The following is a 16,513-nucleotide window of genomic DNA, read 5'->3' on the forward strand; positions in this document are numbered from 1 at the left end:
GTGACGCGGATACTCGGCGATGCCGACGCGATGACGGTTGGCGCCGCTACGCAGCGCCAACCGTCATCGCAAAACATTCGGAGAGTGACAATTACCCGGGAGTAACATCATCCCGTGAGGCAACACGCAGGCTCGCGTAATCGACGCTGTTCGCACCCGTGACGACGTTCAGCGTATTGGCGTAAATCGCCGCATTCGCCCGCACCGCGCGTGCGATGAGGTCCACCTGATCGATATTCGTGGCGTTCAGACCCGTGCCCTGAACCGTGATCGTGCCGCCCGTAACGTTGAACCCGCTGAGGTTGCCACTGCCGTCGATCAGCGGATTGCCGGTCGTGAGGATGCCGCGCGAGGTATTGATGAAACCGCCGCCGTCCACGACCAGCCCCGATGAATTGGCGATCACGACAGCCGCCGCTTTCTGGCCCGCGACCTCGACATAACCGCGCAGCAGCGACGGATTATTGCTATTGACCTGATTGACGATAATTTTCGCGGCGTCGTTCGGCCCGAAATTCGGATTGCCGTTAATCTGCCCCGCCAATTGTGTACCCGCTATAACGGGCGAATTGTTGAGAATCGCGCCATTCTTCTGGACGTCGAACTGTGAATAAGTGTTGATAGAAACGCCCGCACCGGACGGTTTATTGATATTAACCTGCGGCAGGCCGTTTGCCGTGCTGATTACGCCAGGCGCATGGGTCCCCGATGGGACAATCTGCGCGTCCGAAAGCGCGGGCGCGAATCCGCACAGCACCAGCACGGCAAAGGCCGCATCACGCATTGCAAAGAGTGTGAAAGACTGCAACGCGACCGATAAGCTGGTTTCACCGCGACCGGAGTTTGCGCGTCCGATCGCAGTCTCTGCAACGGCAGTGAGCATACCTCGAAGCTTGCTGAACACAAGCCGATAACAGCGATTATTCATTGCTTATACCTGTGATTCCCGATGAAGCCCTGCGCAATGCAACGGCATCAAAAGGTTATCAAGGAGAGCAAATGAAGACTACGAGACAATTCGCAATTATTCTGAATTTGTCGATATTTAACGATCGTAGTTATCCAACGCTTTTCCAGTAAGTCCAACACCTCATCAAATCCACGCCTTTGTAGACTTTTCTTAACTGTCGTTCACGGCACTCGCCATTAGCATTGAAGCGATCGAAAGCGACTGAGCTAACCTCCATGCGAGACCGTCCTCCCGAACCTTGCAAAGGCGGAGGGCTCGTGCGCGAACATCCGGACCAGCCTGTCAACCATCCCGAACCGGGACGGGTCAATATTGACCAGGCAGGGCGGTTCGTACGTCTGAAGCAATTGATGAACGCGGGTGAGTGCGCCGCGCTCAACCGTCCAAATCGTGTCTCAGACGCGCAGCCTACTTTCTTCGAACGCTCTGGGTTCGCACAGTTCGTGCCGAGACGAGCCGCAATAGATTGACAATCTGCTGCGCCCCCTTTCCGGCCCGAACCGTTGCGAACGCTAGGTGATTCTCCAGCGACAACGACCACACCTGATCAGTCGACAGCGGCGGCAACAGCATCTCTTTGATCAGGGACTTGCGATTACATTGCCTCACCACCACGACGTACGTTTTGACCGGTGCTGGCCCTGCGCCTACGGAATCGTAACAGCACCGCAAACTCTCACCCGGATCGGGAACAACAACAGGTTCAGGCTGCGACCGTTCCACTGACTGACCTACATGAACTCGCCGTCCCGCCCCTCCTGGAGGGAGCAAGCAGGATTCCGCAGAGAAAAACCAGCATGTGGCCTTCTGGAAAATCGAGCAAAAGTGAATTAGCCAGGCAAGCGACCGCAAACATCAGGACATAGCCACATGCAAAGGCACCTTCGAACCCTGCCTTTCGCAGTCCCCCAAGCCAAAGTTGCCAAAGTAGCGAAACAAAGACGGCTAAGCCGACCAATCCTAGCTGGACGGAGATCATGAAATATTCGTTATGAGGATTCGACGACACTATTCCTTGCGCACCTTGCCGTCCGGCGGCCAGGTCTTGAAACAAGGGACCAATACTTCCCACACCAGATCCCAAAACAGGTCGCCTGGAAATCAGTAAAATGGAACGCCGGTAGAATTCAAGTCGCAACCCAGCTGACGTCGATGCGTCGTGCTTTTCGTACTCGAGTATTTCGCTACCGACGCTCGCCATACGTGATGTCTTGTTATGAACGACGTAGGTGATACCCAGTGCTCCCACAGCTAGTGCGATCGCGAGGACCAGAATAGCCTTACTAATAGCAGATCGTTGCTCGCGCAAAAAGACTTGCCAGCTCCACAACATCAGCAGCGGCGGAAGCACTGCCGGCCCGGTTCGTCCTTCTTGCATCACCAACAGGTTGATAACAGCGACCATCGCGATAGTGCCGCTCATCACCCTTGCGAAAATCGGAATACTCAAAGTTTTCGAGAGATTCGAATTCCAAGGCATTGTCGCCAGAGTGAGTGTCATGTACGCAAGGAAAGCACTAAATAGCCCTTGAGTAATGTGATGCTTGAATACCCAACTGACACGAATTGGGTCGGGCGCGTACAGCGGGCCAACGTGTGTCAATCCAAGCCAGTTGCTACATGAAAGCATCAGGACTAGCGTAAGCGAAGCGCATAGCGCGAGTACTGCTAATCGGCGCCATTCAACGCTGTCAAACAGAAGAAAAAGAAACGGGAAATATAAGATCTTCCGGTACTTCGACAGCATGGACACCGAATCGGAAAATCCTGCAACGTCCCATGTAAAGCTGATACTTAGAAGAAGAAACAATAGTAATGCAGTTAGCACAACCCGGTTGCGACGCAGTTGCCCAACGGTCGTCCAGAACCGCCGACAGGTTAGCATCAGAAGCGCCATGAGCGGTGCGAGGATATTCACTGCGGCGGTGGATATCGGGATCGCGAATAGTATGCAGACGGCGCACAAGCGCGCGAGCGTCCACCGATCTAGCGTCAGGCGTGGAAAGAATGAAGTCATGAAATTCACGTCAGAGTGCCTGAAGCCACCTCTTTCACGATTCCTGTTCGAGGCTATCCCGGGTGAATGCCGACAACCGTCTGACGGCTGGGCTGATCGGGAGTTTTCTTTTTCGTCGTGCATCAAGCTTTTAGCCAGATACCGTAATGCGGCCGGAAACAGCTCGATCAGGATCTTTTGAGATCTGGGTAGTTCTACCCATCTCTGATAGCTAGTCCATGTACCAAAGGGGCGGTGAACCACGAATGCCAGCACGTACGTCCGATAGGGATCTACATATAGCGTATATTGCCCCTCGACGTCTTTCAGCACTTCAAAACCGGGCGGGTGGCGCAGGGCATTTTCTTCGAGTTCGGACATATCGGTAGTGTGCTCCGTAGCCAAGTCATCATTCATGCTCGTACTCTGATGATCCACTTCAGAATTGCTCAGTCAGTTGGAAGCCCACCGTGATGCTCGGTGCGGGAAAGCCGGACGGGGCATAGACCGGCGTACCCGCGAAAACGTCATAGCTGTACGCACCGAAGCGCGACGGGACAGTACCTTTCACGCCGATGACAGCGCCGGCGAGTTGCTTACCCGCGAGATACGTTGCCGATGGCCCCCACAGATGGCCATAGTCGAGGCCAGCGTAGAGCACCTGTCCCGCGTTTGACGGCAATTACTACATCGCTTTCGCCCGGCACGTCGCCGAAGACGATCTGCATGGTCGTATCCTGATTGCGCACGCGCTTCATCTGTTCCAGTCCGTGTTCGAGATCACGAAGCTGGAGTACATCGCCATCGAGCGCCGGGAAGGCCGTTTTCCATGTACCACGCGCCGTCTGGTCGGCGAACTTCAAATGACGCGTGACGCCGGGAAAGAGCGCGATCTTGATCGTACCGGTGGACAGGTCCTGCGTTGGCAGCATTACGCGCGTCGTGATGTAGCCACGGCTCGGAATCTCTGCCTGTAGCCCCTTCGTGATCACGTCTAGACCTTTCTGGCCGACGCATTGGCCCTGGTAGTAATCGAGCCATTCGCGCGCGAAGGCGAAGCGGTCCTGCGGCAGCGCGGATGCGCCCTGCGAGCGGACGGCTTCCGGCGGCGTGGCCGGCACGTCGAGCGCGAACGTCTCAATGCGGAAACAGCGCGTTTCGGCTGGCAGTTCAGGCCAGCCTTCGTTCGCAGGTACCGACGAACGCACAACCGGTTCGCCGACAGTTGCCGCCCGTTGCCCGGCGTCGTACTGCTGCTGGACTTGTTGTTGCTGTTCGGCGTTCGCCCGGCCCGCGGTCGCCTGTTCGGCGGGGATAGACGTCTGCGCTGCCGCGTCAAAGGCCACTACGGATGCGAAGAACAGCAGAGAATTTGTGCGCAGGGTCATTGGGAGGTGCGCAAGATCGGCTCGTCTACGCTACCGCAACGCAATGGCGCTGCGGCCGTCCGGATAGCCGGTCCGGGCAAGTCGTAACTCGTTTTTCGAAACGCGGCGATGAGGGATCGACCGGTAAAGACCCTGAAGTTGAAGTACGCCGGATGCGCCTCCTTGCGCTCGAAGAAGCGCAAGTGCAGTCGCTGGTGGATGTGTTGGGCGCTCCAGCGCGCGAACGGATAAAGAACTACCGCCAGCGGACACACGACGACCGCCTTCTTGACCCGGTCCGCGGTAGCAAAGACTAGCCCCGCTCCGCGCGCTGCCATCACATAGCCAAGGGTGTAAACGTCGATGGGTGATATATGGCCCTTGTCGAAAGTCGATTTTTCATCGCCGATCAGTTGCGCCGAGGGCTTGAATTGATAGAAGTACCCGCACATCAACAGAACGATGCGGGACCACAGGCACGAAACATTTGGGGTGCTGATATAGATCAGGCCGCCGGCTTTTGTCACACGTACCAGCTCGGAAAGCAGTTGCCGCTGCCGAAGCACGTGCTCGATGCCTTCCATGCATACCGTGACATCAAATGTTTCCCTCGGGAAGGGAAGGGGTTCCTCCATGTTGACCTTCACGAACTCGGGGTGCGCCTCGTTCAGGTCTGCACAGGTGACGTCGTATCCGAGAACGCGCAGGCGCTCCCCAAAAAGCCCGTTTCCTGCTGGTAGGTCGAGAATGCTCGAGCCTGGCGCAGCGCGCTTCACGATATCGTCGTGAATCATACGCTTGTACGCCGTGTACCCTGACACGTGGCTGAAACGCGGTCTACTCATTTGTGGCCTACTCATTGTTGATTGTGCATGGAGGTACAACCCGCGAAACTGTCCACCGATGAAAAATCACGCGTTCTCGCATGCGCCTCCAAAAGGCAAAGGAGGGTGTTTGGTACCGTTGACCGCACAACCGGTGCAGCGCCAATTGCCACTCGCCCCCTGCATCGCGCTGCTGCTCGACCTGCTGTTGCTGTTCGGCGTTCGTGCGAGCCCCTGCTGCGAAGTCGGGTGGGGTCTGCGCGTGGACTGCGAGAGGAACGAGAACCACGAGCGGTACCGGCAAAAGCCTTTTCTTGTTGTTCATTTCCACCTAGCGAAAATCAAACGCTGTTACCGAGAACGCCTTAATCTTCACCCTACGATAATTTTCACAGTAATTGCGATTGCGATAAGCACGAAAACGACGTCAACAAACGTTTCGTAAGAGCCCTTTTGCTCGGGGCATCATCTTTTCCATTCATCGTCTGTCGGACCTGGAACGGTCATAACCTCTCACTTTGAGTTAAGAATACGAGCGGAGTAACTACAAGGAGTCACTGGAACTGACATCGGGCCAGGATTTGCCACGCCGAGCTCAAGCGCCGCGGGACCGCCATAGGCATGAGTGATGGCAAAAACTGCATTGGGGCCCACGGGGGTCGGAACTGAACGCACAAACTGATTTCCATCCCCGTTCATGAAGTTATTCGTAGCTCGAGCACCTGACGCTCCAAAATCCAGCCCAATGTAAGAGTGTGAAAGACTGTAACGCGACCGATAAGCCGGTTTCACCGCGACTGGAGTTCCCGTGACCTATCGCAGTTTCTGCAACGGCAGTGAGGATACCTCGAAGCGTGCTGAAAACAAGCCGATAACAACGGTTATTCATTGCTTATACCTGTGATGCCCGATGAAGCCCTGCGCAATGCAACCGCATCAAAAGGTTATCAAGGAGAGCAAATGGCGACTACGAGACGATTCCTAATTATTCTGAATTTGTCGATATTTAACGATCGCAGTTATTCACCGCTTGTTCAGTAAGTCCAACACCTCATCAATTCCACGCCTTTTGCAGACTTTTCTTAACTGTCGTTCACGTCACTCGCCATTTGCATTGAAGCGATCGAAACCGACCGCGGCTCGCGACGACGCGCTTGCCGTCGTTTCCCTATAATCGAAAGTCCTTCCCTCGCAGCGGGTTTGTGCGCTTCACCATAGGAGAGCAACACGATGGATTATGTGAAACTCGGCCGCACCGGCCTCGATGTATCGCGTCTCTGTCTCGGCTGCATGAGTTATGGCGTGCCCTCGCGCGGCACGCACACCTGGACGCTCGACGACGAAGCCGCGCGGCCTTTGATCAAGCAGGCACTCGATCACGGCATCAACTTCTTCGATACCGCCAACGTCTATTCGGACGGCACCAGCGAGGAAATCGTCGGCCGTGCGCTGAAGGACTTTGCGAAACGCGATGAGATCGTGCTCGCTACCAAGGTCAATAGCCGCATGCATCCGGGTCCGAACGGCGCGGGGCTGTCACGCAAGGCGATCATGGCGGAAATCGATCACAGCCTGCGGCGGCTCTGTACCGACTATGTCGATCTGTATCAGATCCATCGCTGGGACTACGGCACGCCGATCGAAGAAACGATGGAAGCGCTGCACGACGTCGTGAAGGCCGGCAAGGCGCGCTATATCGGCGCGTCGTCGATGTACGCATGGCAGTTTGCCAAGGCGCTGCAGGTAGCCGAACGCAATGGCTGGACCCGCTTCGTGACGATGCAGAACTACGTGAATCTGCTGTATCGCGAGGAAGAGCGCGAAATGCTGCCGCTGTGCGAGAGCGAAGGCATCGGCGTGATTCCGTGGAGTCCGCTTGCACGCGGACGCTTGACGCGTGACTGGGACACCGAGAGCGCGCGCTCGGAAACCGATGAATTCGGCCGCACGCTGTACGCGCAGACGCAGGAAGCGGATCGGCGTATCGTCGAGCGGGTCAGCGAGATCGCGAAAGAGCGCGGCGTGCCGCGCGCGCAGGTTGCACTAGCGTGGGTGCTGCAGAAGAAGCCGATTACCGCGCCGATCGTCGGTGCAACCAAGCTGCATCATCTCGACGATGCGGTCGCGGCGCTGTCGTTGAGGCTCAGCGGTGAAGAGATTCACCGGCTCGAAGAACTGTATGTGCCGCATGCGGTGGCAGGGTTCAAATAAGCGCTTTGGCGCGTACAGGAGTCCAGTTGGCTCAGGCGGAATGGCCCGCGATTTCAGTGCGGGGCGTTTCGCCTCCTCTTCGCTAACTACGCGGCACATCCGGTTCGAAGAACACCCAGCGCACCTGAGGGAACGTGGCCTGCAAGTCGGCCTCGATAACATTGATCGCATCGACCATCGCGCGACCGCTCGCATAGTCGATCATTTCCGCCTGCACCGCCACCACCACGTGACGTCCCCACTGCAGCGTGATCATATTGATGATGCTGCGAATCTCGGGACGCGCGCGCAGATGCGCGTCGATGGCGCCGCGCACCTCCGGGCTCGCCGATTCACCGACGATCATCGACTTCACTTCACGCGCGACGAGCCACGCGATCGTCATCAGCAAGAGACCCACTCCGACCGAGCCGAGCGCGTCATACACGGGGTTGCCGGTCATCATCGTCAATAGCACCGCGACGAAGGCGATCGCGAGACCGAAGAGCGCGGCGATATCTTCGCCGGCTACGACCAGCAGGTCCGATTCGCGCGTCTCGCGAAACCACTGCCACAGGTTCTTGTCCGGATACGTCTTGCGAATCTCCTTGATCGCGCCCCACAGCGACAGCGCTTCGAGCACCACCGACACACCGAGCACCGCCAACGCAACGAACGCATACTGCAATGGCTCGCGCGCAATCAGCCGATGCACGCCCTCATACACCGAAAACGCGCCGCCGACGAAGAACAGCAGCAACGCAACCAGCAGCGAATAGAAGTTGATTTCGCGGCCGCTGCCCATCGGATGCAAAGGACTCACCGGCTTGCGCGCTTCGCGCAGCCCGAAAAGCAGCAGCAGTTGATTGCCGCAGTCGGCGGTGGAGTGAATCGCTTCGGCGAACATCGAGCCGGAGCCGGTGAACGACGCCGCGGCGAACTTGCAGACGGCGATGCCGAGGTTGGCGGCGAGCGCGTAGAAAATGGCTTTCGGCGATTCTTCTTTCATCCTGCGGGCGGACGTCCGTGAAGGTTTGGTATTGTCGGGTAATGCACGACCGAAGCGATCGGCAAGCACTCGGTATTATGGACGACAACGACACACCAGCCCGCAGGAATCAGACCCGACGTGTCGCCGTGCCGCCAGCACCCCAAGTGCCCTTTCCACCTTCGCAGCTCACGCCCGCTCGAGCGCCGCCATCTCCCGCACGACCACCAGCAGCACCGAAAGACTCGCGCCACCCGTCGCACGCAAATCGGTCAGCAGACGCGTATAACGCTCGAGCTGCGCCGCGCGTTTCTCGCGCCACGTTTGCACCAGCGAATCGGGCGCCGACGCATCGGTCGCGCCAGCCAATGCGCTCGTGGTCAGCGCGCGCTTGAGGCGGGCGAGTTCGGCGAGCGCCGATGCGCGCGCGAGCATGTCCCAATGCGTTGGCGCCGGCAACGAAGCGGCGCGCTCGCTGATCCAGCTGTAGTTCAGCAGCGTGCCGAGCGCGAAGTAGACGCCCGCGACCTGTTCGAGATTGCGCTCGCACGTCGAAGCGACTTCGGCGATATCGAGCAGCGCGGCCGACACCTCGCCGCTCGCGATCCGCACCGCGAGATCGCTGTCGACACCCGCATCGACGAACGCGCGCTGCCGCTCCGACAACGCTTCGAGATCAGCGGCCGGCAACAGCGCCGGCCATTGCGGCGCGAGACGCTGCGCGGCATCGCGACAGCGTGCGAGCAGGCCGGTCACGTCGCCGTTGGCTGCGCCCGTTTGCAGATGCCGCAGGAACCACAGCGCCGAACGTTCGACGAGCCGCGCGACCTCCGCGAACATGCGCGCCTGCACGTCGTCGGCGACGCGGTTGTCGAGCGCGTCGATGCTGCGCCAGATCTGATCGAGATCGAACACGTCGCGCGCCATGATGCACGCGCGCACGATGTCGCCGGGCTGCGCATCGGTCTCCTCCATCAGCCGATGCACGAACTCGCAGCCGACGCGATTCACGAGCGCATTGGTCAGATGCGTCGCGAGGATTTCACGGCGCAGCGGATGGCGCTGCATCGGCTCGCGGAAACGCTCCCGCAGCGGCTTCGGAAAGTACTCGATCAGCATGTCGCTGACGAGCGGGTCCTCCGGCATCGACGATTCGAGCAGCGCGTCGTAGAGCCACATCTTGCTGTACGCGAGCAGCACCGCGCGCTCGGGTGTCGTCAGTCCCTGCTTCGCGGCCGCACGCTCGGCGACGTCTTCGTCGGTAGGCAGAAACTCGATCACGCGATTGAGCCGCCCCGCCTTCTCCAGATAGCGCATCAAACGCGTTTCGGCATCGAGCAGCTCGACGCCGAAGCGGCCCGCGATCGACAAGGCCTGCGTCTGGTAGTAGTTGTCCGTCAGCACGAGCAGACCGACTTCATCGGTCATTTCTGCAAGCAGCGCATTGCGCTGCTTCTCCGTCATCTCGCCATCGGCGACGACGAGACCCAGCAGAATCTTGATGTTGACCTCGTGATCCGAGCAATCGACACCGGCCGAATTGTCGATCGCATCGGTATTGATGCGGCCGCCGTGCTGCGCGAACTCGATGCGGCCGAGTTGCGTCAAGCCGAGATTGCCGCCCTCGGCCACCACCTTGCAGCGCAGGTCGGCACCGTTCACACGGATCGCGTCGTTCGCGCGATCGCCCGCCTGCTGGTTGGTTTCGCGGCTCGCCTTCACGTAGGTGCCGATGCCGCCGTTATAAAGCAGATCGACCGGCGCCTGCAGAATCACCCGCATCAGCTCGGCCGGCGAGAGCGCCGCCGCGCTGGTGCCGAGCGCCGCCTGCACCGCCGGCGACAACGGAATCGTCTTCGCGCTGCGAGGGAACACGCCGCCGCCCGCCGAGATCAACGACGGATCGTAATCGGCCCAGCTGGAGCGGTCGAGCATGAAGAGCCGCGCACGCTCCGCCATGCTCGCGGCTGAATCGGGATTCGGATCGAGGAAGATATGGCGGTGATCGAACGCAGCGAGCAGCTTGATATGCGGAGACAGCAGCATGCCGTTGCCGAACACGTCGCCCGACATGTCGCCGACACCGACCACCGTGAAGTCCTGGCTCTGCGTGTCGACGCCCATTTCGCGGAAGTGCCGCTTGACCGACTCCCACGCGCCGCGCGCGGTGATGCCCATTTTCTTGTGGTCATAGCCGACCGAGCCGCCCGACGCGAACGCGTCGTCGAGCCAGAATCCGTATTCCTGCGAGATTGCATTCGCGTAGTCGGAGAACGTGGCCGTGCCCTTGTCGGCGGCGACGACCAGATACGGGTCGTCGGGATCGTGGCGCACCACGTCAGGCGGTGGCACGACGTCGGTGGCCGCCAGATTGTCGGTTACGTCGAGCAAGCCGCGCAGGAAGGTCTGATAGCACGCGACGCCTTCGCGCATCCACGCATCGCGCTCGCTCTGCGGCGGCGGATTCTTGACGACGAAGCCGCCCTTCGAGCCGACCGGCACGATCACGACGTTCTTCACCATCTGCGCCTTCATCAGGCCAAGCACTTCCGTGCGGAAATCCTCGCGCCGATCCGACCAGCGCAGGCCGCCGCGCGCGACGCGCCCGCCTCGCAGATGCACGCCCTCGACACGCGGCGAATAAACCCAGATCTCGAACATCGGCTTCGGTTCGGGCAGGCCGGGCACCTGCGCGGGATCGAACTTGAACGACAGGTACGGCTTCGGTTGCCCCTGAGCGTCGTGGCGGTAGTAGTTGGTGCGCTTGGTCGCCTTGATGACGCCGAGGAACTGCCGCAGGATGCGGTCTTCGTCGAGATTCGGCACCTGGTCGAGCGCGCTGTCGATCGACTCCAGACAGGCGTTGACGCGGGCTTCGCGTACCGCGCCGAGCGCCGGATCGAAGCGCGCGACGAACAGGTCTACGAGCATGCGCGCAATCGCCGGATTGCCGGTCACCGCGCGTTCGATATACGCATCGCTGAACGTCGAACCGACCTGGCGCAAGTACTTCGCGTACGCGCGCAGAATCGTCACCTCGCGCGCATTGAGCTGCGCGCGCAACACGAGGCGGTTGAAGTCGTCGCTTTCGATCGTGCCGGTCCAAACCTGCTCGAACGCCTGTTCGAACAGATCCTTGACCCGCTCGATGTCGAACTCCGCATCGTCCGCAAGTTCGAGGCCGAAGTCGTGGATCCACGCGGGCATCGCGCCCGGCGCCTCGATCAGATAAGGCCGCTCTTCGTCGACGCGCACGCCCAGATGTTCGAGCATCGGCAAGCTGCGCGACAGCGCGATCGGCATGCCCGCGCGATACACCTTGAAGCGGAACGCCCGCGGTCCCGATTCGATCGGCCGGTACAGGTTCATTGCGAGCCGCTCGCTGCCTTGCACGCGCTCGATCAGTTCGATATCGCGCACCGCCGTGCGCGCCGGATAGTCGTCGCGATAGCCGGCCGGAAACGAGTCAGTGTAGTGCTGCAGCAAACGGTTGCCCTGCTCTTCGCCGTACGCGTCGAGCAACGCGTCGGCCAGATCGTCCTGCCAGCGTCGCGCGACCTGCACGAGGCGCGCTTCGAGCTCGCGGGTATCGACGCTCGGCATGACCCCAGCTTTGGCATGGACGACGAAATGAATTCGCGCGAGCGTCGACTCCGACAGCAGCGGCGTAAATTCGACGTTCTCACCATTGAATGCGTCGGCGAGCAGGTTCGCGATGCGTTGCCGCAGATCGGTGTTGTACTTGTCGCGCGACACGAACACGAGGCACGACACGAAGCGATCGAAGCGATCTCGCCGCACGAACAGCCGCGTGCGCTGATGCTCCTGCAAACGCAGCACGCCGAGGGTGGTGTCGTACAGCTGGTCTTCGTCGGCCTGGAACAGTTCGTCACGCGGATAAGTTTCGAGCACCGTGACCAGCGATTTCGCCAGATGACCTTTCGGCAGGAATGCGGCGCGTCTGACGATATTCGCGCATTTGCGCCGCACGATCGGAATCTCCGCGGCCGACACGAAATAAGCGGTCGACGTATACAGGCCGATGAAGCGCCGTTCGCCCGTCACTTTGCCATCGGCGCCGCTCAGCTTGATGCCGACATAGTCGAGATAGCCGGGCCGGTGCACCGTCGCGCGCGAATTGGCCTTGGTCAGGAAGATCGGCGACGAGCCTGAGATGATCTCCGCAGCCGCCGGCGGCAACGGCGTAACTTCCGGCGCGCCGCCCGCACCCTGCGCATCGCGCAGAATGCCGAGACCGGAGCCCGCCACCGCCCGCAAACCATAGCCGCCGTCGAGTTGCACCAGTTCGTAATCGCGCTGGCCGAGGAACGTGAAATGATCGGCGACCATCCATTCGACGAACGCGCGCGCTTCGACACCCTCGGGACCAGTCTCGCGCGCCTTCATATCTTGAATCGTCTGCTTCGCGCGTTCGATGATCTTCGGCCAGTCCTCGACCGCCGCCCGCACGTCGCCGAGCACGCGGGCGATATCGTCGCGCAACGCGTCGAGTTTTGCGGCATCGCCACAACGATCGACTTCGAAATGGATGCACGAGGTCAGATGCGAGCGCGTATCGCCGGCTTCTTCGGCGCCCTGGCTCACGCGTGCGATGCTGCCGTCCGCCGCGCGCCAGATCCGAAACACCGGATGCACGACCGAATGCAGCGCGAGCCGATGGCGGTTGACCGTCATCGAGACCGAATCGACGAGGAACGGCATGTCGTCGTTGACGATCTCGATCACCGTGTGATCGGAATGCCAGCCATGCTGTTCGAGGATCGGGTTATATACGCGCAGCCGCTGCTCGCCCGGCACGAAGCGCTGCGCGGTCTGCCAGTGGGCGAGCGCCGCGCCGTACAGATCGGCGATTGAGCGGCTTTGCAGATCGCCTGTGTCGACGAAATCGTAATAATGCCGCAGGAAGGGTTCGACGATATTGAAGGTCGGTTCCGGCAACCGCCCCCGCGCAAATTCGACGACATCGTTCAGCAGGTGCGTGACGGCTTCTTCGTTCTTTGCTTGCATGATCGACTCCCCTGGCTGGCGGCAATGGTGAGTATCGCGTGATTCGCAGGCAACGTCTGACTTGGAATTATGCGCCTGCAGTGTGCGATGCGTCCGTTTCGCGAAGTCAGGTAATACCCGCTGACGGGTCGTCGAAGAATTGTCACAGTTGGCTTGGAAAGGGCCGCGTCGCTGCGGCGCGGCAATGCCGTGCGCGGCTCAACGTTCGGGCTTGGCCGGTGCGGGTCCCGGCGCCGCCGCATCGCTGTCCTCGGCGCGCTGAGTGAGCCATGCGCGAATCTGCGCGGCGGTCCACGCGGGATCGTCGTGCGGCAGATCATGGCCGGCCCATGGATGCTCGCGATGCGGCGCGCCCCACGCCCCCGCGAGCTTCGCCGAACAGACCGGGTTGACGAGCCCATCGGCTGCCGACGACAAAATCAGCAGTGCACACCCCGGCGCGGCGGGCGCCGCGCTAAAGCGGGCGGCCGCCCACAATTGCCGCAGCGCATTCGCGCGGCTCACCGGTGCGCTGCGGCGGATCGTGGTCCAAGCGGCGAGATCCGCGCCCAAGGTGTCGAGGTTGTTGCACGTGAGGCGATGGATGCCGCTCTCGGCATCGGCCGCATCGCCCCAGTGGGCGGCGACGCCGAGCAGACCCGGCCAGGCCGACGGCCGCAGCCGCTCGTGCATGCGGCTGAATGGCCGCATGCTCGTATTGATCAGCACGAGCCGTTCTATTTCGCCGGGATGACGCTGCGCCCAGTCGGTCGCGACCATGCCGCCGAGCGACATCGCGATCACGTTGTAAGGACCCGGCACGCCCGTTTCGCGCGCCGACTGCCGCACGAAGGCGACGATGCCCGTGACGCTCGCGGGCGCGCGCCGCCGCACGTATTCACCGTTGCCGGGCAGATCGAGCAGCAGCAAATGGAGGCCGGTCGTGGTCGTTGCGTTGGGGGTGGCGGCGTCCGGGCTCTGGCCCAGGGTTTCGCGCAACGCCGCCGGCAAGCGCCCCCAATGCCGCGTTTCGCGCGTCAGTCCGCGCAGCAGGATCCATGTGCTCATTCGCGATCCGGCCTGTACCAGTGGTCGAGCGCGCTTTGCAGCAACTGCTCGCGCTGGTTGCCTTGCGGCAGCCAGCGCCGCGACGAAAACGCCGCGCGCGCGAGGAAGTCGAACAGGTTCGCGTGGCGCCGCAGCACGCGCGCGGTGCGATGCTCCATGACCGGATTGAACATGCCCTGCCGCGAAAACAGCTGGCGCGGGTTCTTCTTGATCCACAGCCACGAGCCGAGTTCGAGCGTCATCGGCAGGAAGATGTTCGGCACCGGCGTGCGGTCGTACGCGTAGTCCCACAGATCCCCGTGCAGCAGATACTGATGGCTTTGCGGCTCGAACGTGTAGCCGTGATGCGGATGCGCGTGTTCGAACATGCTCTTCAGCATGTACATTTCGGGAAGATGCGGCATCTGCTGGCGGGTCCGCGCGTACGGAAACCAGATGCTGTCGCTCCAGCCGTAACCGGAATGGCAATCGAGCGCGATGCTCAGCGGCCGCGCGGCGAGTTGCGTTTCGACCACGTGCAGCAGCGCGGCCGCCTCGACCTCCATCGGCTCGCCCGCGCGGCCGCGATACCACGGTAGCCACGCGCCGACGCGCTGGCCGCCCGCAAGCAGGGGCACACGCGCGTCGGCGTCTTGCGGAGCGTTGCGCATCAGGTCGACACCGCGCGGATTGGCGCGGGTCGCAGCCCACATGCCGCCGGGATTCGCGATCGGCAAAAAGATCAACCGGATGGACTGCAATTCACGCACCAGCAGTTCGTCCCATTCGAGCCGCGCGAGCAGCGAGCGCATATAGTCGAGCACGAGTTGCGAGCCGATTCGCTCGAGCCCGTGAATGCCGCCAAAAAAGCCAATGGCCGGCGCGAGCGGATCGGATGAACCGATGCTCGCGGTGTAGATGGAAAAGCGCCGGCTGCGTACCTCGGTCTCGCAGATCGCGCGGATTTCGAAGCTCGCCCTGCCCTGGTCGAGGATTGACTTGAGATCTTCATATTCGGCAAAACTGTCCGGAAGGAAGCTCAAAGGTGTCGGCATGACGGCGTGACCGGGGTGTCGGGATTTTTAAGGGCGGCCGGAAAACACGCACTATAGCCTGGCTGTGTGTCAGTAGGCGGGAGCGCCCAGCGCATTGGCAGTTGCGCAAGATCGAGTCTGGCGCCGCGGCGATGAGTGGTCAGGTGTCGGGGATAGGTGGGTCGTGCCGCGATTTTTAGAAACAGATGGGCAGATGCAAACGGTAGACGCAGATGGCGAACGCTGTGGATTCTTCGACATCGACACCAAGCGTGTCGGGAAACGAAAATCGTTGAACAATCGCGCACCATTCCAGCGCGCTTGTCGGCACTCGAGAGACACGGTTAGACGGTGCGAGCCGGGTCGAAGCGGCGGAGCATCCGAGTTCTCGCTAGATCGCTGATCGCAGGATGGAATTAAGGCAGGTCCTGATCCGCTAACCGGTGGCAGTCGCGAATGAAGGTCGCGACAAGGTTGTCGAGCATGGAAAGATGCGGTTCTGACAGGGATTCAATCGCTTTGCGGCTGGTGCGCAGCGGCCATGCCGTTTCGCGCGCTGTTGCGCGCCCCAGGACGAGCAGCAAGACGTCGAGGTCCAGTGCTCTGGCAATGGCGCGCAACGTACTGATCTTCGGGTCACACATCTCGCCGCGTTCCAGCGCAGATGGTGACGTTCGCAAGATTCGCGCGTCGGGCGAGTTCGCGTTGTGACAGGCCGAGCTCATGACGGCGATTCACGACAATCTCTTTCAGTACGATTTCTCTTACGCTTTATTGATTGCGTGATCTTTGCAGCAAGGCAGCCGCGCCGGTTACTGGTGACCTCGCCATCAATCACGAACAGTCCGCGCAGTACAAGCGGACCAGCAAGCTCGCGAGATTCCAGCCATCCGGCGCGGCAGACGCACAACCCCTGCCGCCCTTGCACGATGTTGAACTAAGCTGGATGAGGCCGAACGGCTTCGTGCTGACCGGCATCGAGTTCATCGGCGACTGAAAGCCCCGCCGAAGCGGGGGGTAGTTCCCTACTTGATAACTTTTATGGAACAGGCGGATCAAGCCGGTAAGCGCGAAGAGGTGTTGCAGTTGC

The 16,513-nt window shown here is 60.7% G+C and carries 12 protein-coding genes and 1 pseudogene; 2 read left to right on the plus strand and 11 right to left on the minus strand.

What is annotated here, in order from left to right; all coding sequences use genetic code 11:
• Window positions 1-91: 91 nt before the first annotated feature.
• The 6 genes and pseudogenes from AB3X86_RS24545 to AB3X86_RS24570 all read right to left on the minus strand — a co-directional run bounded on the left by AB3X86_RS24545 (window position 92) and on the right by AB3X86_RS24570 (window position 6,046).
• Window positions 92-928 (minus strand): filamentous hemagglutinin N-terminal domain-containing protein, encoded by an 837-nt coding sequence (locus AB3X86_RS24545; protein ID WP_368598027.1) that lies wholly within the window; start codon window positions 926-928, stop codon window positions 92-94.
• Between the two features lie 745 nt (window positions 929-1,673).
• Window positions 1,674-3,347, minus strand: a complete 1,674-nt coding sequence (locus AB3X86_RS24550) for an O-antigen ligase family protein (protein WP_368598028.1) — start codon at window positions 3,345-3,347, stop codon at window positions 1,674-1,676.
• Between the two features lie 58 nt (window positions 3,348-3,405).
• Window positions 3,406-4,354 (minus strand): annotated as a pseudogene (locus AB3X86_RS24555) (POTRA domain-containing protein).
• Window positions 4,351-5,127, minus strand: coding sequence for a class I SAM-dependent methyltransferase (locus AB3X86_RS24560; protein ID WP_368598029.1), 777 nt, complete (start codon window positions 5,125-5,127; stop codon window positions 4,351-4,353). The pseudogene AB3X86_RS24555 and the gene AB3X86_RS24560 overlap by 4 nt, the downstream one beginning before the upstream one ends.
• Before the next feature lie 543 nt (window positions 5,128-5,670).
• A complete protein-coding gene (locus AB3X86_RS24565) occupies window positions 5,671-5,949 on the minus strand; it encodes a polymorphic toxin type 22 domain-containing protein (RefSeq protein ID WP_368598030.1) in 279 nt (92 codons plus the stop codon).
• Window positions 5,861-6,046: an ESPR domain-containing protein gene (locus tag AB3X86_RS24570; RefSeq protein ID WP_368598031.1), complete on the minus strand. Its 186-nt coding sequence runs from the start codon at window positions 6,044-6,046 to the stop codon at window positions 5,861-5,863. Before AB3X86_RS24570 ends, AB3X86_RS24565 begins: the two co-directional genes overlap by 89 nt.
• Window positions 6,047-6,387: 341 nt before the next feature.
• On the opposite strand from AB3X86_RS24570, the gene AB3X86_RS24575 reads away from it, so the two are divergent.
• The gene (locus tag AB3X86_RS24575) at window positions 6,388-7,368 is read left to right on the plus strand and encodes an aldo/keto reductase (RefSeq protein ID WP_368598032.1); all 981 of its coding nucleotides are present in this window, start codon (window positions 6,388-6,390) and stop codon (window positions 7,366-7,368) included.
• Window positions 7,369-7,450: 82 nt separating this feature from the next.
• On the opposite strand, the gene AB3X86_RS24580 is transcribed toward AB3X86_RS24575, so the two are convergent.
• The 5 genes from AB3X86_RS24580 to AB3X86_RS24600 form a co-directional block, all read right to left on the minus strand.
• A complete protein-coding gene (locus AB3X86_RS24580) occupies window positions 7,451-8,356 on the minus strand; it encodes a cation diffusion facilitator family transporter (RefSeq protein WP_368598033.1) in 906 nt (301 codons plus the stop codon).
• A 168-nt stretch (window positions 8,357-8,524) separates the two neighbouring features.
• Complete coding sequence (locus AB3X86_RS24585; RefSeq protein WP_368598034.1) at window positions 8,525-13,363, minus strand: NAD-glutamate dehydrogenase; 4,839 nt, start codon at window positions 13,361-13,363, stop codon at window positions 8,525-8,527.
• A gap of 198 nt (window positions 13,364-13,561) precedes the next feature.
• On the minus strand, window positions 13,562-14,410 hold the full coding sequence (locus tag AB3X86_RS24590) for an alpha/beta fold hydrolase (protein WP_368598035.1): 849 nt from the start codon (window positions 14,408-14,410) through the stop codon (window positions 13,562-13,564).
• Window positions 14,407-15,444, minus strand: coding sequence for a M14 family zinc carboxypeptidase (locus AB3X86_RS24595; protein ID WP_368598036.1), 1,038 nt, complete (start codon window positions 15,442-15,444; stop codon window positions 14,407-14,409). The genes AB3X86_RS24590 and AB3X86_RS24595 overlap by 4 nt, the downstream gene beginning before the upstream one ends.
• 395 nt (window positions 15,445-15,839) lie before the next feature.
• A complete protein-coding gene (locus AB3X86_RS24600) occupies window positions 15,840-16,148 on the minus strand; it encodes a hypothetical protein (RefSeq protein WP_368598037.1) in 309 nt (102 codons plus the stop codon).
• 53 nt (window positions 16,149-16,201) lie between these two features.
• Here AB3X86_RS24600 and AB3X86_RS24605 point away from each other — a divergent pair, with 53 nt between their 5' ends.
• On the plus strand, window positions 16,202-16,420 hold the full coding sequence (locus AB3X86_RS24605; RefSeq protein ID WP_368598038.1) for a hypothetical protein: 219 nt from the start codon (window positions 16,202-16,204) through the stop codon (window positions 16,418-16,420).
• Window positions 16,421-16,513: the final 93 nt, after the last annotated feature.

Source organism: Paraburkholderia sp. BR14374, from assembly GCF_040948685.1.
Lineage (GTDB): Bacteria > Pseudomonadota > Gammaproteobacteria > Burkholderiales > Burkholderiaceae > Paraburkholderia > Paraburkholderia youngii.